Annotated in this window: 23 protein-coding genes; 5 read left to right on the top strand and 18 right to left on the bottom strand. The window is 68.9% G+C overall.

The window, feature by feature from the left end:
- The first annotated feature begins 77 nt into the window (after positions 1-77).
- Both EJO66_RS19015 and EJO66_RS19020 read left to right on the top strand, forming a co-directional pair.
- Positions 78-2360 (top strand): cyanophycin metabolism-associated ABC transporter, encoded by a 2283-nt coding sequence (locus EJO66_RS19015; RefSeq protein WP_125965785.1) that lies wholly within the window; start codon positions 78-80, stop codon positions 2358-2360.
- Positions 2360-2836 (top strand): cyanophycin metabolism-associated DUF1854 family protein, encoded by a 477-nt coding sequence (locus EJO66_RS19020; protein WP_124960929.1) that lies wholly within the window; start codon positions 2360-2362, stop codon positions 2834-2836. The genes EJO66_RS19015 and EJO66_RS19020 overlap by 1 nt, the downstream gene beginning before the upstream one ends.
- 12 nt (positions 2837-2848) lie before the next feature.
- Here EJO66_RS19020 and EJO66_RS19025 read toward each other — a convergent pair whose 3' ends face one another.
- Complete coding sequence (locus tag EJO66_RS19025) at positions 2849-3955, bottom strand: acyltransferase family protein (RefSeq protein WP_125965786.1); 1107 nt, start codon at positions 3953-3955, stop codon at positions 2849-2851.
- A gap of 150 nt (positions 3956-4105) precedes the next feature.
- Between EJO66_RS19025 and queC the strand changes: the two genes are divergently transcribed.
- Complete coding sequence (queC, locus tag EJO66_RS19030; RefSeq protein ID WP_124960931.1) at positions 4106-4819, top strand: 7-cyano-7-deazaguanine synthase QueC; 714 nt, start codon at positions 4106-4108, stop codon at positions 4817-4819.
- On the opposite strand, the gene EJO66_RS19035 is transcribed toward queC, so the two are convergent.
- Positions 4816-6597, bottom strand: a complete 1782-nt coding sequence (locus EJO66_RS19035; protein ID WP_124960932.1) for an ABC transporter ATP-binding protein/permease — start codon at positions 6595-6597, stop codon at positions 4816-4818. The two genes, queC and EJO66_RS19035, sit on opposite strands and share 4 nt — an antisense overlap.
- 105 nt (positions 6598-6702) lie before the next feature.
- Complete coding sequence (locus EJO66_RS19040) at positions 6703-7263, bottom strand: phosphonate degradation HD-domain oxygenase (protein ID WP_124960933.1); 561 nt, start codon at positions 7261-7263, stop codon at positions 6703-6705.
- Between the two features lie 129 nt (positions 7264-7392).
- Between EJO66_RS19040 and EJO66_RS33215 the strand changes: the two genes are divergently transcribed.
- On the top strand, positions 7393-7527 hold the full coding sequence (locus EJO66_RS33215) for a hypothetical protein (protein WP_276311982.1): 135 nt from the start codon (positions 7393-7395) through the stop codon (positions 7525-7527).
- Positions 7528-7630: 103 nt separating this feature from the next.
- Positions 7631-8884 (top strand): MFS transporter, encoded by a 1254-nt coding sequence (locus EJO66_RS19045; protein ID WP_125965787.1) that lies wholly within the window; start codon positions 7631-7633, stop codon positions 8882-8884.
- 37 nt (positions 8885-8921) lie between these two features.
- On the opposite strand, the gene EJO66_RS19050 is transcribed toward EJO66_RS19045, so the two are convergent.
- The 15 genes from EJO66_RS19050 to gspG all read right to left on the bottom strand — a co-directional run bounded on the left by EJO66_RS19050 (position 8922) and on the right by gspG (position 25329).
- The gene (locus EJO66_RS19050) at positions 8922-11165 is read right to left on the bottom strand and encodes a phosphocholine-specific phospholipase C (protein WP_125965788.1); all 2244 of its coding nucleotides are present in this window, start codon (positions 11163-11165) and stop codon (positions 8922-8924) included.
- A 13-nt stretch (positions 11166-11178) separates the two neighbouring features.
- On the bottom strand, positions 11179-13383 hold the full coding sequence (locus EJO66_RS19055; protein ID WP_124960936.1) for a phosphocholine-specific phospholipase C: 2205 nt from the start codon (positions 13381-13383) through the stop codon (positions 11179-11181).
- A 26-nt stretch (positions 13384-13409) separates the two neighbouring features.
- The gene (locus EJO66_RS19060) at positions 13410-13607 is read right to left on the bottom strand and encodes a hypothetical protein (protein ID WP_124960937.1); all 198 of its coding nucleotides are present in this window, start codon (positions 13605-13607) and stop codon (positions 13410-13412) included.
- Positions 13608-13809: 202 nt separating this feature from the next.
- The gene (locus tag EJO66_RS19065; RefSeq protein WP_012746219.1) at positions 13810-14709 is read right to left on the bottom strand and encodes a 5'-nucleotidase; all 900 of its coding nucleotides are present in this window, start codon (positions 14707-14709) and stop codon (positions 13810-13812) included.
- Positions 14710-14733: 24 nt separating this feature from the next.
- Positions 14734-15969: a type II secretion system inner membrane protein GspF gene (gene gspF, locus EJO66_RS19070; protein WP_124960938.1), complete on the bottom strand. Its 1236-nt coding sequence runs from the start codon at positions 15967-15969 to the stop codon at positions 14734-14736.
- Positions 15970-15986: 17 nt separating this feature from the next.
- Entirely contained in the window at positions 15987-17378 is a 1392-nt protein-coding gene (locus EJO66_RS19075; protein ID WP_012746221.1) for a GspE/PulE family protein, read from the bottom strand.
- A gap of 5 nt (positions 17379-17383) precedes the next feature.
- Positions 17384-19705, bottom strand: coding sequence for a type II secretion system secretin GspD (gene gspD, locus EJO66_RS19080; RefSeq protein WP_124960939.1), 2322 nt, complete (start codon positions 19703-19705; stop codon positions 17384-17386).
- Positions 19706-19707: 2 nt separating this feature from the next.
- Positions 19708-20508: a type II secretion system protein N gene (gene gspN, locus EJO66_RS19085; RefSeq protein ID WP_124960940.1), complete on the bottom strand. Its 801-nt coding sequence runs from the start codon at positions 20506-20508 to the stop codon at positions 19708-19710.
- Positions 20509-20519: 11 nt separating this feature from the next.
- Positions 20520-21053, bottom strand: coding sequence for a type II secretion system protein GspM (gene gspM, locus EJO66_RS19090; RefSeq protein ID WP_124960941.1), 534 nt, complete (start codon positions 21051-21053; stop codon positions 20520-20522).
- A complete protein-coding gene (gene gspL, locus EJO66_RS19095) occupies positions 21050-22261 on the bottom strand; it encodes a type II secretion system protein GspL (protein ID WP_124960942.1) in 1212 nt (403 codons plus the stop codon). Before gspL ends, gspM begins: the two co-directional genes overlap by 4 nt.
- A 136-nt stretch (positions 22262-22397) precedes the next feature.
- The gene (gene gspK, locus EJO66_RS19100; RefSeq protein ID WP_124960943.1) at positions 22398-23399 is read right to left on the bottom strand and encodes a type II secretion system minor pseudopilin GspK; all 1002 of its coding nucleotides are present in this window, start codon (positions 23397-23399) and stop codon (positions 22398-22400) included.
- Complete coding sequence (locus EJO66_RS19105; RefSeq protein ID WP_125965789.1) at positions 23396-24079, bottom strand: PulJ/GspJ family protein; 684 nt, start codon at positions 24077-24079, stop codon at positions 23396-23398. The genes gspK and EJO66_RS19105 overlap by 4 nt, the downstream gene beginning before the upstream one ends.
- The gene (gspI, locus tag EJO66_RS19110; protein WP_124960945.1) at positions 24079-24453 is read right to left on the bottom strand and encodes a type II secretion system minor pseudopilin GspI; all 375 of its coding nucleotides are present in this window, start codon (positions 24451-24453) and stop codon (positions 24079-24081) included. The genes EJO66_RS19105 and gspI overlap by 1 nt, the downstream gene beginning before the upstream one ends.
- Positions 24450-24914, bottom strand: a complete 465-nt coding sequence (locus EJO66_RS19115) for a GspH/FimT family pseudopilin (RefSeq protein ID WP_124960946.1) — start codon at positions 24912-24914, stop codon at positions 24450-24452. Before EJO66_RS19115 ends, gspI begins: the two co-directional genes overlap by 4 nt.
- Positions 24889-25329, bottom strand: a complete 441-nt coding sequence (gspG, locus tag EJO66_RS19120) for a type II secretion system major pseudopilin GspG (RefSeq protein ID WP_018903564.1) — start codon at positions 25327-25329, stop codon at positions 24889-24891. Before gspG ends, EJO66_RS19115 begins: the two co-directional genes overlap by 26 nt.
- Positions 25330-25370 lie beyond the last annotated feature (41 nt).

Here is a 25370-nt window from a genome sequence, read left to right on the forward strand (position 1 = left end):
GTCAGAATCGGCGCCCGACAAAGGACGCCATGGCGCGGTCCCTGCGGCCCGCGACGGGCAAGAGTCAAAGAAACACAATGCAACATCACGATCCAGTCGGCACCCGGGAGGGCGAAACCGAGGCGGCCTCAGACGCGCTGAAAAGCCGGCTCGCAGCCGCGGAAAACGTTCTGGTCACACTGCCGGTTGACCTTGACGATGAACTTCTGTTTACCTTTGGGTTCGTGGCCCTCACCGACCGGCGGCTGCTGGCGCTGCAACCGGATGGCCAGTGGTGTGAGTGGACACTATCGGATTCATCGCTCCGCCTTCATCTGAGCGACCATTCGGGCGTTGGAACGCTCGACCTGATGGGCGCCGAAGGCCGCCTTGCGCGCTGGCGCTACACGCTGGCGAGCCAGCCGGCCGCGCTGCGGCTGCTCAAGCTCTTCGGCCAGCGCGAGAACGGCACTGTCGCCGAGGCGACAGCCGAGCCCGACGGCGACGACCTGGCCTCGCCCGACGCCGAGCTCCAGACGCCGCCCTCGACCTGGGTGCTGCTGCGGCTGGGCCGCTTCGCCAAGCCCTACCGCAAGCAGCTGATCGCGGGCTTCGTGCTGACGCTGATCTCCACGGCCGCGACGCTGGTGCCGCCCTACCTGACCATCCCGCTGATGGACGACATCCTGATCCCGTTCCAGAACGGGCAGAAGATCGACCCGGCGCGCGTCGGGCTCTACCTGAGCGGTCTGCTGGGCGCGGCGCTGGTCGGCTGGGGCCTGGGCTGGGCGCGCACCTACCTGCTGGCGCTGGTGTCGGAGCGCATCGGCGCCGACCTGCGCACCACCACCTACGAGCATCTGCTCACGCTCCCGCTCGACTATTTCGGCGGCAAGCGCACCGGCGACCTGATGGCGCGCATCGGCTCGGAAACCGACCGCATCAACGTGTTCCTGTCGCTGCATGCGCTCGACTTTGCGAACGACGTCCTGATGATCGTGATGACCGCGGTCATCCTGGTCTCCATCAACCCGCTGCTGGCGGTGGTCACGCTGGTGCCGCTGCCCTTCATCGCCTGGATGATCCACGTGGTGCGCGACCGGCTGCGCACCGGCTTCGAGAAGATCGACCGCGTGTGGTCCGAGGTGACCAACGTGCTGGCCGACACCATCCCGGGCATCCGCGTGGTCAAGGCCTTTGCGCAGGAGCGCCGCGAAGCCGAGCGCTTCCGCGTGGCCAACGCCTACAACCTGCAGGTCAACGACAAGCTCAACCGCACCTGGTCGCTGTTCACGCCCACCGTCTCGCTGCTGACCGAGATCGGCCTGCTCGTGGTCTGGGGCTTCGGCATCTGGCAGGTGGCGCGCGGCAGCATCACGGTGGGCGTGCTCACGGCCTTCATTGCCTACATCGGCCGCTTCTACACGCGGCTCGACTCGATGAGCCGCATCGTCTCGGTGACGCAGAAGGCGGCGGCCGGCGCCAAGCGCATCTTCGACATCCTCGACCACGTGAGCAACGTGCCCGAGCCCGCCAACCCGGTGAAGATCGAGCGCGTGCAGGGCCGCATCGAGATGAGCGGGCTGGGCTTTCGCTACGGTTCGCGCGCCGTGATCCACGACCTCGACCTGACCATCGAGCCTGGCGAGATGATCGGCCTGGTGGGCCACAGCGGCTCGGGCAAGAGCACGCTGGTCAATCTGATCTGCCGCTTCTACGACGTGACCGACGGCGCCATCAAGGTCGACGGCACCGACATCCGCCGCTTTGCCGTGGCCGACTACCGGCGCCACGTCGGGCTGGTGCTGCAGGAGCCGTTCCTCTTTTTCGGCACCATCGCGCAGAACATCGCCTACGGCAAGCCCGACGCCACGCGCGCCGAAGTGGTGGCCGCCGCGCGGGCTGCGCATGCGCACGACTTCATCCTGCGCCTGCCGCACGGCTACGACTCGCTGGTGGGCGAGCGCGGCCAGGGCCTGTCGGGCGGCGAGCGGCAGCGCATCAGCATTGCGCGCGCGCTGCTCATCGACCCGCGCATCCTGATCCTCGACGAGGCCACCTCGGCCGTCGACACCGAGACCGAGAAGGAAATCCAGAAGGCACTCGACAACCTCGTGCAGGGCCGCACCACCATCGCCATTGCGCACCGCCTCTCGACGCTGCGCAAGGCCGACCGGCTGGTGGTCATGGACCGCGGCGAGGTGGTCGAGGTCGGTCCGCACGACACCCTGATGGCGAAGCAGGGCGCCTACTGGCGGCTCTACCAGGCGCAGTTGCGCCAGGCTGACGAAGATGCGAGCGAAGGCGCTGTCGAAGAACGCGCCGGCGCGCAGCTGCCGCTGGCCATCAGCCATGCGGCCCACCCCGCCGGAGACGCATGATGAGCGACACCATTCCCACTTTCGATCTCGAGCGCGACGCCTTCGGCCGCCTGGTGCTGACCGATGCCGAGGGCGAGCGCCACGTGGGCGTGACGCCCGTGCGCGCCTTTCCGCTCAGCGCGCCCGGCGAGGGCGTGTCGCTGGTCGGCAGCGAGGGCCGCGAACTGGTCTGGATCGACCGCATCGAAGCGCTGCCTGCGCAGACGCGCGCGCTGCTCGAACAGGAGCTCGCGGTGCGCGACTTCGCGCCCACGCTGCTGAAGCTGCATGGCGTGTCGAGCTTCGGCGTGCCCAGCACCTGGACCGTGAGCACCGACCGCGGCGACACCAGCTTCGTGCTCAAGGCCGAGGAAGACATCCGCCGGCTCGACGGCGGTGCACTGCTGATTGCCAGCGCGCACGGCGTGCAGTTCCGCATTCCCGACGTGAAGGCGCTCGACCGCGCCTCGCGCAAGCTGCTGGAGCGCTTTCTCTAGGCCGCCGCGCGTTCAGGCCGACGCAGCCCCGCCCGGCGCGGCCGGCGATGCGGGTGCCGGCTGGGTGGCCGCCCGGGCCTGCCGGTGGCCCCAGTCGGTGATCGGCTTCTCGAACCGGCGGTAGAGAAAGTCGGAGGCAACCAGCGCCACGCCAAAGGACGCGAACAGCAGCGTCGCCCCCGCCACCGTGGTGGGCGAGATGCCGATCACGGCCTGCGCCGCCAGGTACTGCACCAGGTACATCGCGTACGAGCGGCGCCCCACGAACAGCATGAAGCGCGACGAAAGAAGCCTGCGCAGCCAGCTGTTCGCCGCAACCAGCGAAGGCAGCCACAGGCCCACCAGCACCACGTACAACGCGATGAGCTGCGGCTCGCCGAAGCGGGCGCTGATCGCGAGCGACTTGCGGTGCACCAGGAACAGGGCCAGCGCAATGGCGATGGCGGCCGCCTGCGTCATGAAGATGCGCATCCATGCGAAGGTCCGGCGCGTGTGCATTGCCATTGCCACCATCGAGCCCACCAGCATTCCAAGGTAGTGCCAGGGCGAGAATCCGGCCGGGTGGGCGCCCGTCATCCAGACGGCAACCAGCAGCGCGAGGCTGCACGCGGCGGTTCCGAAGCGCGAGGCGGCGGTGGAACCGAACAGCGCGAACAGCGCCGGCCACACCAGGTAGTACTTCCACTCGATGCCCAGGGTCCAGGTCATCTGCAGCGGCGCGAAGCCGGCAAACTCGTTCAGCAGCGTGAGGTAGTAGGGCGTGGCCGCCTTCATCTGCTCCCAGGCCGCGCCCTGGGCGAGATAGCTCAGCCCGAGTACCACCAGGTAGACGAGAAAATAAAGAGGCAGGATCCGGGCCGCGCGCCGGATGTAGAACGCCTTGAGCGACACCCTGCCCGTGGCATCGCGCTCGCGCAGCAGCAGCGTGGTGATCAGGAAGCCGGAGAGCACGAAGAAGGCATGCACGCCGAGCCAGCCCGAGAACTTGTCCCAGCGCGGCCCGCCGAAGTGGAACCCGAAAACAAGGAAGACGGCCACCGCCCGCAGCCCATCGAGCGCTGCGAAATTGCGGGTCTCCAGGTAATCGTCGGGGCCGTGGATCGACCCTTGTTCGCGCATGTTGAGCGGTGCCTCTCCTTCGAATCGCGCGGATTCTGCCCGAGATAGCACTTTGGTGGTGCATCGGCGGGGCCGGACGGCCCCGGCTGTTGGGGCGGCGCCACGCTGCGCCGCCAAGGCTGCGAAAATCGCGGTTTTCAAGAGACGGACATGCCCCTGCACACCACCGCCCTCGTCCTGTTCTCCGGCGGCCAGGATTCGACCACCTGCCTCGCGGACGCGCTTTCCAGGTACCAGCGCGTCGAGACGCTGGGCTTCGACTATGGCCAGCGGCACCGTGTCGAGCTCGACGTGCGCGGCACCATCCTCGCGAAGATGCGCGAGCGCTTCCCCGACTGGGCGCCACGCCTGGGCGAAGACCACGTGCTCACGCTGGCCGCGCTGGCCCAGCTCGGCGGCTCCTCGCTCACCGAGGAAGTCGCCTTCGAAATGCAGGCCGACGGCCTGCCCAACACCTTCGTGCCCGGGCGCAACCTGCTGTTCCTCACGCTGGCCGGCGCGCTGGCCTACCGGCGCGGGCTGCAGGTGATCGTCACCGGCGTCTGCGAGACCGACTTCTCGGGCTACCCCGACTGCCGCGACGACACCATGAAGGCCATGCAGCTCGCGCTCTCGCTCGGGCTGGAGCGCCGCCTGGTCATCGAGACGCCGCTGATGTGGATCGACAAGGCCGAGACCTGGCAGATGGCGCACCGCCTGGGCGGCGAGCCGCTGGTCGACCTGATCGTGGAAGAAACCCACACCTGCTACCTTGGTGACCGCGAGCATCGCCAGGCCTGGGGCTATGGCTGCGGCGAGTGCCCCGCCTGCGACCTGCGCAAGAAGGGCTGGGAGCGCTACGCCTCGCGCCCCCAAGAGGCCTAGGTAGCCGCAGTCTCCAGCCGGTAGCGTGCGCCGCCCGCGGGTGCGCCTTCGGCCTGGGGCACCAGTGTCCAGCGCTGGTTGTGGAAGTCACCGACCGCCGCGCGGTGCGCAATCGACACCATGGCGCCGCCCGCGGCCTTCACCCGGTCGGAGAGCCGCTTGTAGAGCACGCCCTCGGCCTCGGCGTCGAGCGCGCTGGTGATCTCGTCGGCAAAGAGCCATGACGGCTTCTTCAGCAGCACGCGTGCGATGGACAGCCGCTGCTGCTCGCCGCCCGAAAGCTTCTGGCTCCAGGCATCGCTGTCGTCGAGGCGGCTCACCAGGTTGGGCAGCAGCGCGTCGGCCAGCGCCTGGCGCAGCTCGGCATCGCTGTAGTTCTCGGCCGGATTCGGATAGGTCAGCGCATTGCGCAGGGTGCCGTCCGGCACGTAGGGCCGCTGCGGCATGAACACCGCGCCCTCGGGCACCTTCACATGGCCGCGTGCGAACGGCCAGATGCCGGCAAAGGTGCGGAACAGGGTCGACTTGCCGCTGCCTGACGGCCCCTGCAGCAGCACACTGTCGCCCGGCTGGACCGCCAGCGCCGCGCCTGCGAGCAGCGAAGTGCCGTTGGGCAGCGCCACCGTGAGGTCGCCGGTCTGCAGCGCGGGCGCGGTGCCGTCGCGCTCGAGCGCCTGGCTCTGCGCAGCATGTGCGCGCATCGCATCGTCGAAGCTGGTGAGGCGGTCGGTGGTTGCGCGCCAGACGGCCACGCGGTCGTAGTTGTCGACGAACCAGCTGAGCGAATCCTGCACCTTGCCGAAGGCCGACGAGATCTGCATCAACTGGCCGAGCTGGATGGCGCCGCTGAAGAAGCGCGGCGCGGCCACCAGGAACGGGAAGATCACCGCGGCCTGGCCGAAGAACGAGGTGAAGGTGATCAGGTTCTTCTGCTGCTTGATGAGCACCAGGTAGTTGCGCAGCACGCTGCCGAAGCGCAGGTCGAGCTGGCCGTGCTCGACCTTCTCGCCCTTGTCCAGCGCAATCGCCTCGCTGTATTCGCGCACCCGCACCAGGTGGTGCCGGAAGTCGGCCTCGAAGCGCTGCTGCCGGAAGTTGGTGCCAATGAGCGGGCGGCCGATGAAGTGCGTGATGGCCGTGCCCACCACGCAGTAGGCCACCGCCAGCCAGACCATGGCACCCGCGATCTGGTAGCTGCTGCCGCCCATCGAGAACGCGAAGCTGCCGGACAGTCCCCACAGGATGCCCACGAAGCTCACCAGCGTGACCACGGCGTTCAGGAGGCCCATCGACAGCGTCATCGTGTAGTCGGTGAACATCTGCATGTCTTCCTGGATCCGCTGGTCGGGGTTGTCCGGCGTCTGGCCCTCGTTGTTGGCATAGCGCGCAAGCTCAAGGTGATAGAAGGTGCGGTCGGCCATCCAGCGCGACAGATAGTCGCGCGTCATCCAGGTGCGCCAGCGCAGCTGCAGCAGCTGCGTCACATAGAACTTGAGCACCTGCACCGCGATGTTGAAGAAGGCGATCCAGCCGAAGACGCCCACCTCGCGCCAGAAGACCACCGAATCCTTGTTCTGCAGCGCATCGTAGAAGCGCCCGTACCACTGGTTGCCCAGCACGGCCACGTACACGTAGAACAGGTTCAGCGCGACGATGCCCAGCAGCATCGTGCGGGCGCGCCATTTCTCCTCGGAGCGGAAGTAGGGCGCCGCAAGCGCGAAGACGCGCTTCACTACCTGGGCGAACGTGGCGGCGCGCGCCGTGACGGATAAAGACATGCAGGTTTCCTCGCTGGGCGCGGGTGCGCCGGACATCGTGAGGAAACGATGGTAGTCAAATGTTCCTTAAGCGGGCCTGAACCGGCCCGGCGCCCTGCAAAGTGCTCAGCGCAGCATGACCCGTGCCGCTGCTTCCAGGAAGTGCTTGAGCGGCGGCGTCTCGCGCCCCTGCACCTTCGCCTCCTCGTCCCACAGTCGCAGCCGCACCGCATCGTTGGCCCAGCGCTGGTCGGCAAAGCGCTGCGCCGCGCCGCCGTCCATCACGCCGCCCTGCAGCGCGAGGCTGCGCACCGAATCGGGCGAGAGCCGCGAGAAATAGCCGGGCCGTGTCGCGCAGAGATAGCGCTTGGCGTCCACATGCAGCCGGATCGGCTCGCGCACCTCGGCGCCAAAGACGCCGCGCAAGAGAGGCATGGCGATGTACTGGTGGCGGTCGTCGATGCCCAGTTCGGTGGGCGAGCGCGAAAGCTGTTGGTGCTCGGCGATCAGCAGGTGGCCGAGGTCGTGCAGCAGCGAGGCCGTGACCAGCGCATCGCCCGCGCCGGCCTGCTCGGCAAGCCATGCGCACTGCAGCGCATGCTCGAGCTGCGACACCGGCTCGCCCGCATACGCGACCCCGCCGCGTTCGGCGAACAGGCGGGCGATTTCGGCGAGGTCGAGTGTCATGGACCTGCCAGCTTCGCGCACCGCAATGACACCGGCATGACCAACCCCATGAGGCGCCATGCCGCCGCACGGCGCGGTCGGCGCGGCGTCCGACTTGACTTGCATGAAGGCGGGCATAGCATCCGCCGCATGAGAAGCACAGTCCTTGTTCTTCTGCTCTGCATCGGCCTGGTGGCGGCCGGCTGCGACAACAAGCCCAAGCCCGGCGTGCCGGTGCCGAAGGCTTCGGCGGATGTCGTGATGCCGGTCCCGTCCGCGGGCTGATTCGCCATCGGGCACGCAGGCGGCCACGCGCCGCCGGCCATTGCGCGCGCTCGCCTTCGCGTATTCGCGCCGAGGGGTATCCTCGAAGCGGAGCAAAAAAACAATGAAGACATTCGAGACAAACGCCCACGAGGCGGATTCGCGCTACGCCGTGCTGCGGCTCGGTCTCACGCTGCTGGTCATGACGGTCGGCAGCAGCGGCATGTACGTGGTCTCGGTGATGCTGCCCGCCGTGCAGGCCGAGTTCGGCGTTGCGCGCGCCGATGCCTCTCTGCCCTACACGCTGCTGATGATCGGCTTCGGCGTGGGCGGCGTGCTGATGGGCCGGCTGGCCGATCGCTTCGGCGTGATGTGGCCTTTGCTGATCGGCGCGCTGAGCCTTGGCGTGGGCTACGTCGCTTGCGGCATGGCGAACGGCATCGTGTCCTTCATCGCGGCGCAGGCCGTGCTGGTCGGCCTGCTCGGCAGCGCCGCGGCCTTTGCGCCGCTGGTGGCGGACACCTCGCTCTGGTTCGTCAAGCGGCGCGGCATCGCGGTGGCGGTGTGCGCGAGCGGCAACTATGTGGCGGGCGCCATCTGGCCGCCGATCGCGCAGCACTTCATCGAGACGGTCGGCTGGCGCCAGACCTACATCGGCATGGGCCTTTTCTGCGGCCTCGCGATGGCGGCGCTCGCGCTCTTCTTCCGTGCGCGGCCGCCGGCAGTGGCCGCGGCGCCGGCCAGCCATGCGGGCCAGGCCGTGCTGCGGCGCGACATGACGCGGCCCTTCGGCCTCGGCATGGGCACGGCCCAGGGCCTGCTGTGCGTGGCGGGCGTGGCCTGCTGCGTGGCCATGGCCATGCCGCAGGTGCACATCGTGGCCTACTGCGGCGACCTCGGCTACGGCGCGGCGCAGGGCGCGCAGATGCTGTCGCTGATGCTGGGCTTCGGCGTGGTGAGCCGGCTGGTGTCGGGCGCGATCTGCGACCGCATTGGCGGGCTGCGCACGCTGCTGCTGGGCGGCGCGCTGCAGTGCGTGGCGCTGCTGCTGTTCCTGCCGTTCGACGGGCTGGTGTCGCTCTATCTGATCTCGGCGCTGTTCGGGCTGTTCCAGGGCGGCATCGTGCCGTCCTACGCGATCATCGTGCGCGAGCACTTTCCGCCCGAGGAAGCCGGCGCGCGCGTGGGCACGGTGCTGATGTTCACGCTGTTCGGCATGGCGCTGGGCGGCTGGATGTCGGGCAAGGTGTTCGACCTGACCGGCAGCTACCACGCGGCGTTCCTCAACGGCATCGGCTGGAACCTGCTGAACGTCAGCATCGCGGCGATGCTGCTGTTCAGGGTCCGGCATCTGCGGCTTCGCACCGCTGCGGCGTAGCGCGCAAGGGCCCGCGCTGCTGCGGTGCGAGGACCCCTCAGAGATCTGACAGGCCCATCGCCGGATCGCTCACGGTGTGCTTTCCGGTTTCCACGCGGCCGGCAAAGCGGCGCAGGTAGCCGGGGTCGGCATCGCAGCTGACCGCGAAGTCATACCACTGGCCGCTGGTGGCAAGCTCCCAATGCTGTTCGGCCGCAGCGCTGCCATCGACCGTCGCAATCCAAGGGCCGTCGTTGCGATAAGCCTTGGCGCTCACCGTGAACTTGCAGCTCTTTGTTCCGCCGTTGCGCATGTCGAGGTAGACATTGCCATTGGCAATGTCGTAGCACACCCGCACTTCAGGGATCGCGCCGCTCGTGCGCAGCGCGTCGAGATTGCCCTTGAAGTGGCGGTGAAAGCCGTTGGGGCCGAGCACCCACAGGTCGTAGAAGCCGCTGTTGTCGATGGCCGCATTCCAGGTGTCGTCGAGCGTCTTGCCGGCTTCCACCGTGTAGCGGCGCGGCAGGCGGCCGAGGTTGAGCTTGTCGTACACGTGGAACACCGCACCCGCCTTGCCCGTGTTCGAGAACAGCAATTGCACCGTGCCGGCCGCCGCATCGACGCGCGCGCTGGCATGCAGCTCGTAGGGCAGCGCGCGCGAGGGGCGCGTGCCGGTCGGCTGGCGCGGCAGCTGCGGGTCGATAGGCAGCGGTACCTGGCCCAGCGCCTCCTGGCTCAGCCGAAGCTGGTCGGCCTGGTCGCGGGTGCTGCGGCCCGCCAGCGTGGGCAAAGGCTCGTCGTTCGGGTTGGCAAAGTTGAAGGCGCTGGTGAGGTCGCCGCACACCGTGCGCCGGAAGGCACCGATGTTGGGCTCCTTCACGCCGAAGCGCGCTTCGATGAAGCGGATCACCGACGTGTGGTCGAAGGCCTGCGAGTTGACCCAGCCGCCGCGGCTCCATGGCGAGATCACGTACATCGGTACGCGCGGTCCGGGGCCGTAGACACGCCCGTCGGGCGCAGGCTGCTTGGTGCTGCCGGGCGGCGCCGCCTGGGTGAAATATTCGGGGGCCAGGTCCGCATCGGGCAGCGTGGTCTTGCCGGCAAAGGTGCCGTCGCCGACGGGCGAAGGCGCCGAAGGCGAGGGCAGGTGGTCGAAGTAGCCGTCGTTCTCGTCGAAGTTCACGAGCAGCACAGTCTTGCTCCACACCTCGGGCACGGCCGTGAGCGCATCCAGCACCTCTTGCAGAAACCATGCGCCTTGCACCGGGCTCGACGGGCCCGGGTGCTCGCAGTAGATCGAAGGCGCATTCATCCAGCACACCTGGGGCAGCTTGCCTTCGCGGATGTCGCGCCTGAAGGCGTCGAGGTAGTCCTCGGGCCGGGTGCCCGGCAGCGTGTTGGCCACGCCCTTGTAGAGCGGGCTCTTCGCGTCGTCGGTGGCTGGGTCGTAGGCGCGGTAGGGCAGCGGCTGGCCCGTATTGGCATAAGGCGTGTTCGGCTTGCCGCCGCTGGACACGGGAAAGCCCGAATCGAGGTTCGCCTGGCGGAACTGCCGGAAGGCACCCAGCATGTTGTCACCCCATTCGTCGGGCATGTTCTGGTAGCTGATCCAGCGCACGCCCGCGTCTTCCAGGCGCTCGGCATAGGTCTTCCATGTGTAGCCGGTGTTCACCGACTCGGGGCGCCCGTCGATCCAGTCCCACTCATTGGTGACAAAGGCGGTGCCGGCGGCGGTCGCACCGTTGGTGCCGGTGAGGTGGAAGGCCCGGTTCGCGTCGGTGCCGGTGTGCATGCTGCAGTGGTACGCATCGCAGAGCGTGAAGGCGTTGGCCAGCGCAAACTGGAACGGGATCTCCGCCTCCTTGTGGTAGCCCATGGCCTTGCTGGTCTTGTAGCGCGGCCACTGGTACATGCGGCCGCCGTCCCAGGCGTTCTGGCTGTCGGCCCAGTCGTGGGGCGTGCCGCCGTCGCGCTGTGCGTTGCCCTTGCGGCTGTCTAGGTGATAGGGCAGCACCAGCTTTCCGCTGGCGTCGGTCTGCTGCCACACGTTCAACCCCTTGGGCAGCGGAATGGTGAACCGGTCGCCGAAGCCGCGCACGCCCATGAGCGTGCCGAAGTAGTGGTCGAACGAACGGTTCTCCTGCATCAGGATGACGATGTGCTCGACGTCCTGGATGGTGCCGGTCTTGTTGTTGGCGGGAATGGCCAGCGCGCGGCGAATGCTCGGCGGAAAGGCCGAGAGCGCGAGCGCCGCGGCGCCCGTGGTGGCAGCGCCTGTAAGAAATCTGCGGCGTGAGTTCATTGCGCGTGCAGCCTCACAGGTCGGCCAGGCCCATGGCGGGGTCACTCACCGAGTGCTTGCCGGTTTCAACGCGGCCGGCAAAGCGGCGTACGAAGCTGGTGTCCGCATCGCAGGTCACGGCGAAGTCGTACCAGGCGCCGCTGCTGGCCAGGTCCCAGTGCAGCTCGGCCTTGGCGCCGCCCGCCACCGTTGCGGTCCACGGGCCGTCGGTTCGGTAGGCCTTGGCGCGCACGGTGAACTTGCAGGCGTTCTTGCCGCCATTGAGCATCTCCAGGTACACGTTGCCATTGGCGATGTCGTAGCACACGCGCACCTCGGGCACGGCGACGTCGCCGGCGCGAAGGGCGTTCAGGTCGCCCTTGAAGTGGCGGTGAAAGCCGTTGGGCCCCAGCACCCACAGGTCGTAGAAGCCGCTGTCGTCGCGCATCGCGTTCCAGGTGTCGTCGAGCGTCTTGCCGGGCTCGACCATGTAGCGGCGCGGCAGGCGGTCGAGATTGAGCTTGTCGTACACGTGGAACACTGCGGCAGCCGTGCCGGTGTTGGCAAACAGCAGTTGGACTTTTCCGCCGATGGCATCGATGCGGGCGCTCGTGTGCAGCTCGTAGGGCAGCGCGCGCGAAGGGCGCGTGCCTTTGGCTTGAAGCGGCAGTTGCGGAAGCGCCGGAAACGGCACCTGCGAAAGTGCCTGTTGATCTGTGCGCAACTGGTCGGCCTGCGCCTTGGTTTTTCGACCTGCGAGTGTGGGCAGCGCTTCGTTGTTGGGCGACACGAAGTTGAAGGCACTCGTGAGATCGCCGCACACCGCGCGGCGGAAATCGCTGATGTTGGTCTCCTTCACCCCGAAGCGCGCCTCGATGAAGCGCAGCACCGAGGTGTGGTCGAAGGCCTGCGAGTTGACCCAGCCGCCGCGGCTCCAGGGCGACACCACATACATCGGCACGCGCACGCCGGGGCCGTAGACGCGGCCGTCGGGCGGCGGCTGGTCGGTGGTGCCGGGCGGATTCGGATGGTTGAAGTATTCGGGCGCGAGCGCTTTCACCGGCAGCGTGGTCTTGCCCGCGGGCGTGCCGTCGGCGTTGATCGACGGTGCGGCCGGCGAAGGGACGTGGTCGAAGTAGCCGTCGTTCTCGTCGAAGTTGATGAAGAGCACGGTCTTGCTCCACACCTCTGGCACGGCGGTGAGCGCATCGAGCGTTTCCTGGATGTACCAGGCGCCCTGCACCGGGCTCGAAGGGCCGGGGTGTTCGGAATAGGCCGCGGGCGCGACGATCCAAGACACCTGGGGCAGCTTGCCGTTCTTGATGTCCTGGCGGAACTGCTCGAGAAAGCCGCCGTCGGGCATGGTGTTGGCAATGCCCTTGTAGAGCGGATTGCCGGCGTCGTCGCTGGCCGGGTCGTAGGCGGGCGAGATCGCGCTGCCACTCACTGGCTTGCCGGAGGCTTCGTTGGCCAGCCGGTACTGCTTGAAGCCGGCCAGCGAGTTGTCGGTGAAGTTGTCGGGCATGTTCTGGTAGACGATCCAGCTGACCTTGGCTTCCTGCAGGCGCTCGGGGTAGGTCTTCCAGCTGTAGCCGTTGGCGGAGCTGTCGATACCGTCCCATTCGTTGTTGACCGTGGCCACGTTCGCGCCCGTGGGGCCGTTGGTGCCGGTCCAGAGGAACATGCGGTTCGAATTGGTGCCGGTGTGCATGCTGCAGTGGTATGCGTCGCAGAGCGTGAAGGCGTTGGCCAACGCAAACTGGAAGGGCAGTTCCGCCTCTTGGAGGTAGCCCATCGATTGGGTGAAAGGCGCCGTCTTGGTTTTCTTGTACTTCACCCATTCATGCATGCGCCCGCCGGCCCACGCATCCTGGCCGTCGCTCCAGCTGTGCGGCGTGCCGGCCACGCGTTGCGCATTGCCCTTCGAGCCGTCGAGGTGGTAGGGCAGCACTTCCTTGCCGGTGTCGTCCAGTTGCTGCCACACGCTGCGCCCGTTGGGCAGCGGAATGGTGAAGCGGTCGCCAAAGCCCCGTATGCCCATGAGCGTGCCGAAGTACTGGTCGAACGAACGGTTCTCCTGCATCAGGATGACGATGTGCTCGACGTCCTTGATGGTGCCGGTCTTGTTGTTGGCGGGAATGGCGAGCGCGCGGCGGATGCTCGGCGGGAAGGCCGAGAGTGCGAGCGCGGCGGCGCCGGTGGTGGCGGTGGCTGTGAGGAAGCTGCGGCGTGAGGTCATGGTGTTGTTCTGGCGTTTCGTGGCGTTCAGGGTGCGCAGCGCATCTCGGGCTTCACGCCGGTGTCGGGCGGCGGCGTGGTGGGCGTGGTCGGCGTCGGAGTTCCCACGCCCGGCAGGCCGCCGAAGAAGCCGCCGCCACCGCCGTTGCCGCCGCCGCAGGCGGAAAGGGTGCAGGCCAGGATCAGTGCGGGAACGAGCCGCGCAGGCAGGGATGAAAGTCGCATGGGGGATTCCTCGGGAGTCGTCGTTGCGTGGGCGCTCGGAAGCAGAGCGTCGAAAAAAAAGCTGTGCGGGCTCGAAGACGCGACGCCGGAAAGCATCGCGAAGCACCGCGCAGCGGACAGGCCGCAAGACTAGGGAGATCGCGTTACATCGCCATGAACGAGCGATGACAAGGCAGCGGCGCAGGGCGCGCCGCGGGAGCGCTCAGCGCTCGTTGCTGATGCCGCTGGAGACGTGGCCCGCGGGCACGTGGCGTGCCGCGGCATCGACGTGGCCGGTCTGGTCGTCGAAGAAGAAATCGGGTTCGAACTCGCGCAGGAACTCGCCCTTCGGAAGGCCGCCGAGGAACATCGCCTCGTCGACGCGGATGTTCCACTTCATGAGCGTGCGGATCGCGCGCTCGTGCGCCGGGGCGCTGCGCGCGGTGACCAGCGCGGTGCGGATGCGCATCTGCGCGTTGCCCGCCATCTGCAGGCGGTGCAGCGCCGTCAGCAGCGGCTTGAAGGGCCCTTCGGGCAGCGGCAGGTCGGCCTTGCTGAGTTCGTGCGCCTGGAAGGCATCGAGGCCCTCGGCCTGGAACACGCGCTCGGCCTCGTCGCTGAACAGCACCGCATCGCCGTCGAAGGCAATGCGCACTTCGTTGGGCCAGGCATCGCTGGCCTTCACCGATTCGACCAGCACGCGCGCGGCCGGAAAGCCCGCGCCCAGCGCTTCGCGCACGTCCTGCGCATTGACCGACAGGAACAGGTGCGCACGCAGCGGCCGCAGGTAGCCGAAGGGCGGGCGCCCCTGGGTGAACACGCCGCGCTGCAGCTTGATGTCGGCCGCCGCGCTCGAGCGGAAGATGCGCATGCCCGAGACCGGGTCGTTGCGCGAAAGAATGACCACCTCGACGCGCTGCACGCCGTCGTCGTTGAAGCGCAGCAGCTTGCGGATCAGCGAGTACGCGATGCCCGGCGCGGCCGGCACGTCGATGCGGTCGAGCTGCAGCTTCATGTAGCCCTCGTTGTCGCCGGCCTCGAAGATCCTGTTCTCTTCTTCGAGGTTGAACAGCGCGCGCGACGAGATCGCGACCACGAGCTTGTCTTCGAGCGTGACGGGCATGGCGTGCAGTGCTTCCTGGCGGACTTACTTGACGAACTGGTTGAGCTGGATGATAGGCAGCATCACGGCCAGCACAATGAGCATCACCACGCCGCCCATGGCCACGATCAGCAGCGGCTCCAGGATGGTGGCCAGGTGCATGGCGCGGCGCTGCACTTCGGCGCCCAGCTGGTTGGCCGCGCGCTGCAGCATCAGCGGCAGCGTGCCGGTCTGCTCGCCCAGCCGCGCGAACATCGAGACCAGCCCGGGAAAGCGTTTTTTCTGCGCCAGCGCCGAGGCCAGCGGCGCGCCTTCGCGCACCAGCACCAGCGCATCGAGCGCATCGGCGCGCATGGCGCGGTTGCCCAGCGTTTCGGATGCCGCCTGCAGCGCGCGCAGGATCGGCACGCCGGCGGTGGCCAGCATGGCCAGCGTGCTGGCAAAGCGCGCCGCGTTGTAGCCGCGCGCGAGCTTGCCGACCAGCGGCAGCCGCAGCCAGGCAGCGTCGAACTTCAGGCGGAAGGCCTCCTGTGCCAATGCCAATCGCGCGGCGATGGCGGCAAACACCACGCCGCCCAGCATCCACCAGCCGTAGTTGCGCACCGCCGCGCTCAGCGACAGCATGACGGTGGTGAGGAAGGGCAGCGAGCGCTTGGTGCCCGCAAACACCTGCGCCACCTGCGGCACCACGTAGCTCACGAGGAAGATCACGATCACGATCGCCACGAGAGTGACGATGGCCGGGTAGAGCGCGGCGCCGATGAGCTTCTGCTGCAGTGCCTGCCGCTCTTCGAGATCGTCGGCGAGCCGGTCGAGCACGAGGCCGAGGTTGCCGCTTTGCTCGCCCGCGCCGATCACGGCGGTGTAGATGGGCGAGAACTCGCGTGGATGGGCCGCGAGTGCGCGTGCGAAGGGCGAGCCCGCGTTGACTTCGGCCCGCAGCGAGGCGACCAGGTTGCGCTGCGGCTCGGTTTCGGCCTCGTCGGTGAGCGCGGTCAGCGCGCGTTCGAGCGGCAGGCCGGAGGACACGAGGCCCGCGAGCTGGCGCGTCCAGACCGCGAGGCCGGTGGAGCTGAAGATCCTGGCGCCGCCGCCCAGCCAGCGGCGTAGGCCGCCATTGCCGGTGCCGTTGACGTGGCTGCTGCCGACCGGCGTGACCGACAGCGGAATGAGCGCCTGCGCGCGCAGCAGGCTGCGGGCGCTGCGCGCGGTGTCGGCCTCGAGCACGCCTTCGCGCGACTGGCCGCTGGCATCGATGGCTTCGAAGGAATAGGCGGGCATGGCGGGTGCCGGGCGGATCAGTCGCGCGTGACGCGAAGCAATTCGGCGCGCGAGGTGATGCCGGCCTGCACCAGCCGTTCGCCGTCTTCGCGCATCAGGCGCAGGCCGCCGCGCGCGCCGGCCTGGAGCAGTTCGCTCTCGGCCGCCTTGCTGTGGATCAGGCCCTGCACGGTCTCGTCGGCCACCAGCAGCTCGAAGATGCCGGTGCGTCCCTGGTAGCCGGTCTGCCCGCATGCCTCGCAGCCGGCGCCGCCGCAGGCCGTGCAGACCTTGCGCACCAGCCGCTGCGCGAGCACGCCCAGCAGCGACGAGCTCAAGAGGAAGGGCTCCACGCCCATGTCGGTCAGGCGCGTGACGGCGCTGACCGAGTCGTTGGTGTGCAGCGTCGCAAGCACCAGGTGGCCGGTGAGCGAGGCCTGGATGGCGATCTGCGCGGTTTCGAAGTCGCGGATCTCGCCGATCATGATCACGTCCGGGTCCTGCCGCAGGATGGCGCGCAGCGCCTTCGCGAAGGTGAGCTCGATCTTGGCGTTGATCTGCGTCTGGCCCACGCCCGGCAGCTCGTATTCGATGGGGTCTTCCACCGTCATGATGTTGCTGCGGCTGGCATCCAGCCGCGCCAGCGCGGCGTACAGCGTGGTGGTCTTTCCCGATCCCGTGGGGCCGGTCACCAGGATGATGCCGTGCGGCTGCGCAATGAGCTTCTCGAAGCGCGCGAGCGTGTCGCCCTGCATGCCGACCGATTCGAGCGTGAGCTTCGATTCGCTCTTGTCCAGGAGGCGCAGCACCGCGCGCTCGCCGTGCGCGCTCGGCAGCGTGGAGACGCGCACGTCGACCGCGCGCGTGCCGATGCGAAGGCTGATGCGCCCGTCCTGCGGCAGCCGCTTCTCGGAGATGTCGAGGTCGGCCATGATCTTCAGGCGCGAGATCAGCGCGGCGTGCAGCGCGCGGTTGGGCTGCACCACCTCGCGCAGCGTGCCGTCGATGCGAAAGCGCACGGACGAGGTGCGCTCGTAGGGCTCGATGTGGATGTCGCTCGCGCCGTCGCGCGCGGCCTGCGTGAGCAGCGCGTTGAGCATGCGGATGATGGGCGCGTCGCCGGCGCTTTCCAGCAGGTCCTCGACCGCCGGCAGTTCCTGCATCATGCGCGAGAGGTCGGCGTCGCTCTGCACCTCGCTCACCACCGCGGCGGCACTCGATTCGCCCTGCGCATAGGCTGCGCTGATGCGCTGCGCGAGCGGGCCGTCGGCCAGCACCTCGAAGGCCTGCACGCCGTACTTGCGCGTGACCTCGCCGACCGCGCTGCGCGAGGGATGGCTCGACATCCACAGCGTGTGGCTGCCGTCGTCGGCTTCTTCGAGCAGCAGCTGCTGGCTGCGTGCGAACGCGTAGGGCAGGGGGTGGCGCATGGGCTTCAGGGCAGTTCGCGCGAGCTGGTCGGGTCGGCCGTGGGCGGCAGGGCGCCGCGCAGCGGGCTCGGGCGCAGGGTGCGCGTGTCGGCGGGCGGGCGCGGCGGCGGGATCAGCTGCGTGCCCTGGATGCGGTCGCTGCCGCTGCTGTTGCTGCTGGTGTCGCGGCTGCCCGGGCGCGGCAGCGGTGCCTCCGGCAGCACGGGGGCGGCATCCACGCCGCGCAGCATGACGTTGTCGGTGTTCGGCTGGGTGCGCTGCTGCATGCCGCGGATCTCGTCGTAGCGGTCGTAGGCAAAGGCTTCGGTGGAGGCACCGTCGCGCATGACCGCGGGGCGCAGGAACATCATCAGGTTGCTCTTGTTGCGCGTACGTATCTCGTTCTTGAACAGGTTGCCGAGCACCGGGATGTCGCCCGCCACCGGCACTTTCTCGATCGTGTTGCCGTAGTCGTCAGACAGCAGCCCGCCGAGCATGACCAGGCCGCCGTCTTCCACCAGCACGCTCGATTCGATCGAGCGCTTGTTGGTGGTCGGGCCGTTGGGGTTGTTGATGGTGTTGCCGTCGACGGTCGAGGTCTCCTGGAAGATGGTCATCTTCACGGTGCCGTTCTCGTTGATGGTCGGGCGCACGCGCAGCGTGAGGCCCACGTCCTTGCGCTCCACCGTGGTGAACGGGTTGATGCCCACCGAGCCCGAGGTGCTGGCGTACTGGCCCGTGACGAAGGGCACGTTCTGGCCGATGACGATCTTGGCCTCTTCGTTGTCCAGCGTCAGCAGGTTGGGCGTGGAGAGCACGTTGGCATCGCCGTCGCTGTTGAAGAAGTTCGCGATCGCGCCCAGGATGTACTGGCCGCCGATCTTGCCGGCAATGCCGAGGTTCAGCCCCGACGACGGCCGCACGTTGGCCACGTCGCCCGTGGCCAGTGCCTGCGTCAGCGCCAGGATGTTGGCGCTGGCCAGGCTCGAGTTGGTGCCGATGACCGCGTTGTTGCCCAGCGCGCTCTGCCACTGGACGCCGAAGTTGGCGGCCTTCTTGGCACTGACCTCGACGATCAGCGCCTCGATCATGACCTGTGCGCGCCGGCCGTCGAGCTTGTCGATCACCGCGCGCATCTGCCGGTACTGCGGCTCGGGCGCCGTGATGATCAGCGAGTTGGTCGACGGGTCGGCCTGGATCTGCCCGCCGGTCGACGGCTGGTTGGCATTGTTGAGCGGCGCGTTGGCGGCCGCCGAGCCGCCGCCTTGCCCGCTCAGGTTGACCGGCATGGCCTGCGGAACATTGGCTTGCTGCTGCGGTGCGCCGCCGCCTCCGGCGGCCCCCGGCGCGCCCGGTGTGCCTGGCAGCTGGTTGGCCGCCATGGCGGCGCGCAGCGTGGCCGCCAGCCGCACCGCATCGGCGTTCTTCAGGTAGACCACGTAGATGTTGCCGGCGGCGCCGTTGCTGCTCTCGGCGGGCGCGCGATCGAGCTTCTGGACCAGCGTGCGCACCAGCGCCGCGCGCGCCGGGTTGGCCGCGCGCAGGATCAGCGCATTGCTGCGCGGGTCGGCCAGCAAGGTGGTGCGGAACGACGCATCGGCCGCACCCGGCGCGGCGGCGCCCGGCGTGGCGCCCGAACCGCTGCCGTCGACCAGCCGGGTGATCAGCGGCAGCATGTCGGTGGCGATCGAATGCTTGAGCGGGATCACCTCGATGTCCGACGCATTGGGCACGTCGAGCGCCGCGATGATGCGTGCCAGCCGGCGCATGTTGTCCGCGTAGTCGGTGATCACGAGCGAGTTGTTGCCCGGATTCACGTTGATGGTGTTGTTGGGCGGAATGAGCGGGCGCAGCACCGGCAGCAAGCTGTTCGGCGACTCGTAGTTGAGCCTGAAGATCTGCGTGACGATCTGGTTGCCGGCCACCGAGCCGGCGCTGGGGGTGGCGGTGTTGACGGTCTGGGTCTGGAGCTTGGCGTCGGCTTCGGGCACCACCTTGTAGAGCCCCTCGGCCTCCACCACCGCAAAGCCCTGCAGGCGCAGCGCGGAAGCGAACTGGTTGAACGCCGCGGCCGGCGCGATGGCGCGGTCGGTGACGAGGTTCATCGTGCCCTTCACGCGCGGGTCGACCACCACGTCGCGGCCGGTGACCACCGCCATGGTGCGGGCCACGGCCTCGATGTCGGCGTTGGCGAAGTTGAGCGTGATGGGCTCGCCCCGGCGCGGCGCATCGCCGGACTGTGCGAACGCGGGCGGGGCGGCCTGCAGCAAGGTGGCGGCAACCAGCATCTGCGCTGCGAGTGCAACGACGGCGAGGCGGCTGCCGGGCGAAGTCAGTGGCTTCATCATGATCAACCCAGGGTGATGATCGAACGTGCGTTGTCGCGCCGTCCGATGATGTTCAACAAATTGGAAAGCGCGTCTTCACGGCCGGCCGCGGCACTGGCTTCGCCATTGAAGCGAAAGGCGGTGCCGTTCCAGCTGCCGCTGCCGTTCAGCTGCAGGCTGCCTTCGCGCGTGCTCAGCAGCAGGCTCGGGCGGCTGCCGCCTTCGAGCGTGAGGCGGTAGCTGCCCATCGGCTTGAGCGTCGACAGGCTCGACGACACGTCGGTGGCGTCGAGCGTGGCCTGGCCCGCGATGCGCAGCACGGGGCCGTCCCACTGCATGGAAAGGGCCCGGGTGGAGAGGTCGAGCGTGCCTTCGAGCCTGAGCGTGTTCCAGGGCGCGCCCAGGCCGGTCAGCAAGGTGGCGGGCCAGCGCGAACTGCCGTCGCCCCACTGCAGCTGCATGCCATTGGTGCGCGGGCTGGCCTTGAGCTGGAGCGGCCGGGCCGCGCAGCAGGGCAGGTCGAGCACGGCGAACATGCCGCTCCATGCGGGACGCATGCGCCAGTTGAGCGCGCCGGGCAGCGAGACCGCCTCGGCGCCACCGGCGCCGCTGGCAAGCACCACGGCCGCGGTGCCGTTCCAGACCGTGCCGCGCGGGTTGACGAGCAGCAGCCGGCCCTGGCTCCAGTTCGAGAGCGCCATCGCCAGCCAGCGCGCCGGTGCGAACAGTACCAGCGCCAGCAGCGCCCCCAGTACGATGCCGAGCAGGGCCCAGCGCCAGCCGCGGCGCGGCGCGGATTCGGCAAGGGAGGAGCGCGTCGCCATGCGGGCCGGGCTCAACGGGCTGCGGGCAGCGCCATCACGAGCGTGCCCTCCCAGCGCACCTTCGCGGGCTGCGGGTCCTTGCTGCCGGCGGCCGGCGGCGCGGCGGCCGCACGGGTCAGGTGGGCCTCGCGCGGCACCGCATGCGCATTGCCGCGTGCCTGCGCCAGCCACTGGGCCACGGCATCGGCCGGCGTGGCGCGCATCGTGATGGTGGCGGCGCCGTCGCCGCTGGCTGTCATGAGCTGGGCATTGGTGCCCAGGCTCTCGCGCACCGAGGTTTCCAGGGCGCGCAGCGCGTCGTCGCGGTTCAGTCGGGGCTGCGCCTGCAGCGCCTTGGCGCGGTTCTGCAGGAGGGCCATCTGCTGCAGCTGCGCGTCGAGCTGCGCATGCTCGGCCGGCGCCGCGGCCAGCGTGCGCAGCGCGGGTGCAAGCGCAATCCACCACAGCAGCGCGAGCGTCACGAGCGCGGCCGCAATGGCGACCATGCGCCGCTCGCGCAGTTCGAGGGCGGCCCACCGGGCCCGGAGCTGTTCGCCGAAGTTCATCGCGCAGCCTCGGCCTGCACCAGGAGCAGATCGCCCTCGGCGCGCACGCTGTAGCCGCGCGGGCCCATCGCGCCCGAGAGCCGCGTGAGCTCGGAAGGCTGCAGGCCCAGCCCGCGCAGGCGCAGCTGGCCGGCGCTGTAGTCGATGGCGCTGGGCGTCTTGCCCGGCGGAAGATTGGGAGCGAGCGCGCCGATCATCGGTTCGAGGTCGCTGCCCGCGACATCGCCCACGGCCTGCTGCAGCGCCGCGACCTCGCGCGCCATCTGCACCGGCGCGTCGACCACGAGTTTCACGGACGGGAAGGTCTGGGTCAGCATGGTCTTGACGGCCTGGCGCTTGGCCTCGAGTGCATTGCGCTCCTTCCAGGCCCAGGCATTCAGGCCGATCAATTGGGTCAGCAGCAGGGCGACGATCCCCCAGCGCGCGGCGCGCCACTCGGGCGCATAGCGCAGCGTCTGGACCACCGACGCAAATTTCTTGCCGGCGCGGGCACGCCCCGTCGCGGCCAGGTCAAACTGCGCGAGCTCCCAGGGCGAGCGCGCCGCCTGCAGCCATCGCTGCGGCGCCTGCACGATGGGCAGGCGCCGTTCGAGCAGGTGCTCGGCGGCTTGCGCGACGGCGGGCTCGGCGCTGATCACGGCGGTGTCCAGCGGCAGGCCGGCGGCGAGCGCCAGGCCGGCGCCCGCGAGCGGCAGCGAGACCACGCCGTCGGCATCGCACACCGTGAGCTGCGGCGCCTCGGCTTCGCCGGTGACCTGCAGCAGCGGCGGACCGTCCGCGGGCTGCGGCGCGAATTCGGGAACGATGCGCACCACGCGCCGCCCGGCCGACTCCAGCCCCTGCACCAGCGTGCGCAGCCAGATGCGGTTGCAGGCGGCCACCCAGACCGGCGCGCCGGCCTTGGCCTCGGGTTCGAGCGCAAAGTGCAGGACCTCGGGATCGTCGAGCAGATGTTCTTCGAGCAGGCCGTCGAGCACGGCGCGCAGCTTCGATGCACTGCTCATGCTGCCCTTGGGCAGCGTGACGCGGTGCCACGACAACGCTGCGGCCGGAATGCCGAGCGTGACTTCCGCGCTGGCCGGCAGCAGCGCGAGCAGCGCGCGGCCATGGTTGCGCAGTGCGATGCCGTCGTCGCCAGCCTGGGCCCAGTCGTACTCGCCCGCGGCGTCGGCCGGGGGGAGGGGGGCGATGAGCAGCAGCGGGGTCATTTCGATTTCAGGAGGGCGGGTGATTGTAGGGGTGCGCCGATGGTGCCATTGCTACTCTATTTGTAGCATTTGACGTCGATGCGACGGGCGCTGGACGATGTATTGATGCAACAGAAATGAAGAAAGAAAGTCGCACTCAGGGTTTAGCCGGAGTGGCTGTGGCAAGGCCGGCGCCGCGGTTGCGCCAGATCGTCTTCACCGTGACGCCGTCGCGCTGCAGCAGCGAGCGCTCCTCGACCCAGGTGCGGTCGAGCCGCAGCCGGCCGTAGACCTCGAAGAACTGGGTGCCCACGCTGTGCTGGCCGGCGTTGAATGGCGTGCCGTTGCTCGGCAGCGCGGCGTTGGCGTCGGCAATCTGCTTGAAGAACGAGCGCGTGCGCTTTTCCACCAGCTGGCGCGCGTCGCTGATGCTCAGCGACGGCAGGCTGGCGCTGATGGCTTCGGCGCTCGCGGTATTGATGTTGAGCGGCGTGCGTATCGGGAGGATCGTCACGTAGGGCTCGAGCGCGGCCGCGGTCGAGGGCGAAAGGCCGAGCCACACCAGCTGCGAGACCTCCTGCGGCATCAGCGGCGCCGCGCCGGCATCGCCGCCGCCTGCGGCATCGGTGCCGGTGGCCAGCGCGCGCGCGAGCGAGGCCGTCATCGCGCTGAGTTCCGAGGCCGGCAGGCCCAGGATGCTGAACAGCTTGGTGAAGGTGGCCACGCTGGCCGGCACCGGCTTGTTGCCGTCGACCAGCGACAGCACGTTGAGCTTGGATTGCGCATCGACCACGCGGCCTGACAGGAAGGCGTCGGGCAGCCCTTCGAGGTTGTCGCTGGCCACGTTCCTCTCGGCCGAAAGAAAGCTCGTGAGCCGCGCTTCCGCGAGCGGCACGGCCCAGGGCTCGGCCAGGTGGTCGGGCCCGCCAGTGAGGGCGTCCTCGCGCAGGATCAGGCGCGACCAGTCGAGCGCGCCGATCAGCACCCACGCCGCCTGCACGCGTCCGCGCTCGGCGGCCTCGACTTCGGACGCGCGCCACTGCTGCCACAGCGCCGCGGCGGAGAAGGTGGCGACAAGCATCACGGTCAGCATGGCCGCGAGCAGCGCCGCGCCGCGCTGGCGTCGCCCGTTTGTTCGAAAAACCGTGGATGCGGTCATGAGCGCGGCGCTCCCACCGTGGGCTTGACCCAATCGCGCGTGAGCGTGCCCGCCAGCCCTTCGCCCGGAGACAGGGTCAGCACCAGGCGAACGCCGTCCGGCATGTTCACGAGGGCGCCGGCCGGATTGGCCGGGTTCGCCGGATTGGGCGCGCTGGCCGGCAGCTCGCCCGCGGGCGTCCAGGCGTTCTCGCGGAAGTAGTAGAGCTGCCAGCTGGCGACCGGCATCAGCGCGACGTCGCCGCCGCCGCCTTCCTGCGCCCACGAGGCGGCCATGTTCCACGCCTGCTGCCATTCGCCGCGCGTGGTGAAGGGCGGCGATTGCCAGCGCCGCCAGCGGGTGCCGTCGGCACCGGTACGCAGCGTCCATGCCACCACCAGCATGGCGGGGGCGCCCGCATCGCTGCCGCGCCGCGTGAGCCGCAGCACGCGGCCGTCCCAGTCGATCGGGCGGGTCTGCGCGATCGGGGTCACGGCGTCGAGGTCGACACTCCATTGCGCAAGCGTGGTCTGCAGCGTCAGCACAGCGTCGGCGCGCTCCTGGTTCTGCGTGGTGGCGCGCGACATGTTGTCCAGGCCGCGCCAGCTCACGAGCGCGAGCAGCGCCATCACCGAAATGGCCACCAGCAGCTCGATCAGCGTGAAGCCGCGGCGGGCTCCCTGGCTTACGAAGCGGCGCATCAGAAGCGGCCCACCACGGTCGAGACGCGCAGCACCGGCGCGTTGGCCTCGTCGCGCACCTGCACGTCGACGCGCCGGAAATTGGGATTGAGCGTGGCGATGGTGGAGGTGGTCACGTTGAACGAGACGCCGGCCTGCACGCAGATCGAGCCCGAATCGCCCACCGCCGGCATCTGCCTGGCGAGCCGCGCCTTGGCGAGCTCGTTTTCCGCGCACAGGTCGGCCAGCAGCAGGTCGGACTGGCGCTGTGCATTGCGCGTCAGCGACATGGTGGCCTGCGAGCCCGCCGCGAGTGCCAGCGCGACGATGCCCAGCGCAATCAGCACCTCGATCAGCGTGAATCCGCCGCATGCCGGATGGCGCCGGAGCCTCATGGCGTACTCACGGTGAAGGGCCTGAGGCCGTCGGTGGCAATGCGCAGCGAGCGTGCGGGCGGGCCTTCGGAATACAGCACGATCTGCTGCGCGGCAATGATCGGGTCGGGGCCCAGTTGCACCGCCGCCACCGGCGCGCCACCGGCCAGCGAGGCGGTGGCGCTGATGCCGCTCGCGGCCCAGCCGCTCGGCAGGGCATCGGGCGGCAGGCCGTCGAACACGAAGCTGCCGCCTTCCACGAGGCGCCACCGCACCGCGACGCCGCTCGCGCGCGACTGGGCGCGGGCCGATTCGAGCAGCGCGGCCAGCCGGTCGGCCTCGCGGTCGAGCCGGGCCGCGTTGGTGTCGCGCATCGCGAAGCTCACGCTGGCCGTCGCGATCGCGATGATCGCGATCACCACGATCAGCTCGAGCAGCGTGAAGCCGCCCGTGCGCCTACTGCCAGCTGCCGATGTCGGCATTCTTGCCCTCGCCGCCGGCCTGGCCATCGGCGCCGAGCGAGAGCACGTCGATTTCGCCCTTGATACCCGGATTCATGTATTGGTACGGATGGCCCCACGGATCGTTCGGCAGCTTCTCGACGTAGGGCTTCCAGTTGGGTGCGGCCGGCCCGGCGGTGGGGCGCACCAGCAGCGACTGCAGGCCCTGCTCGGCCGTCGGATAGCGCTGGTTGTCCAGGCGGTAGAGCTTGAGCGCCTGCATCAGGTTGTTGATGTCGGTCCTGGCGGCGGTCACGCGGGCGTCGTCGGCGCGCTCGATCACGTTCGGCACGATCAGTGCGGCCAGCACGCCGATGATGACCAGCACCACCATCAGTTCGATCAGCGTGAAGCCGCGCTGGGCAGCGCGGGTGGCGTCGCGTAGGATTTTTTTCATAGCTTGGATGACATGGTTCGGAAGGCGCGCTGCATGATAAT

The sequence above is a fragment of the Variovorax beijingensis genome, from assembly GCF_003951285.1.
GTDB lineage: Bacteria > Pseudomonadota > Gammaproteobacteria > Burkholderiales > Burkholderiaceae_C > Variovorax > Variovorax beijingensis.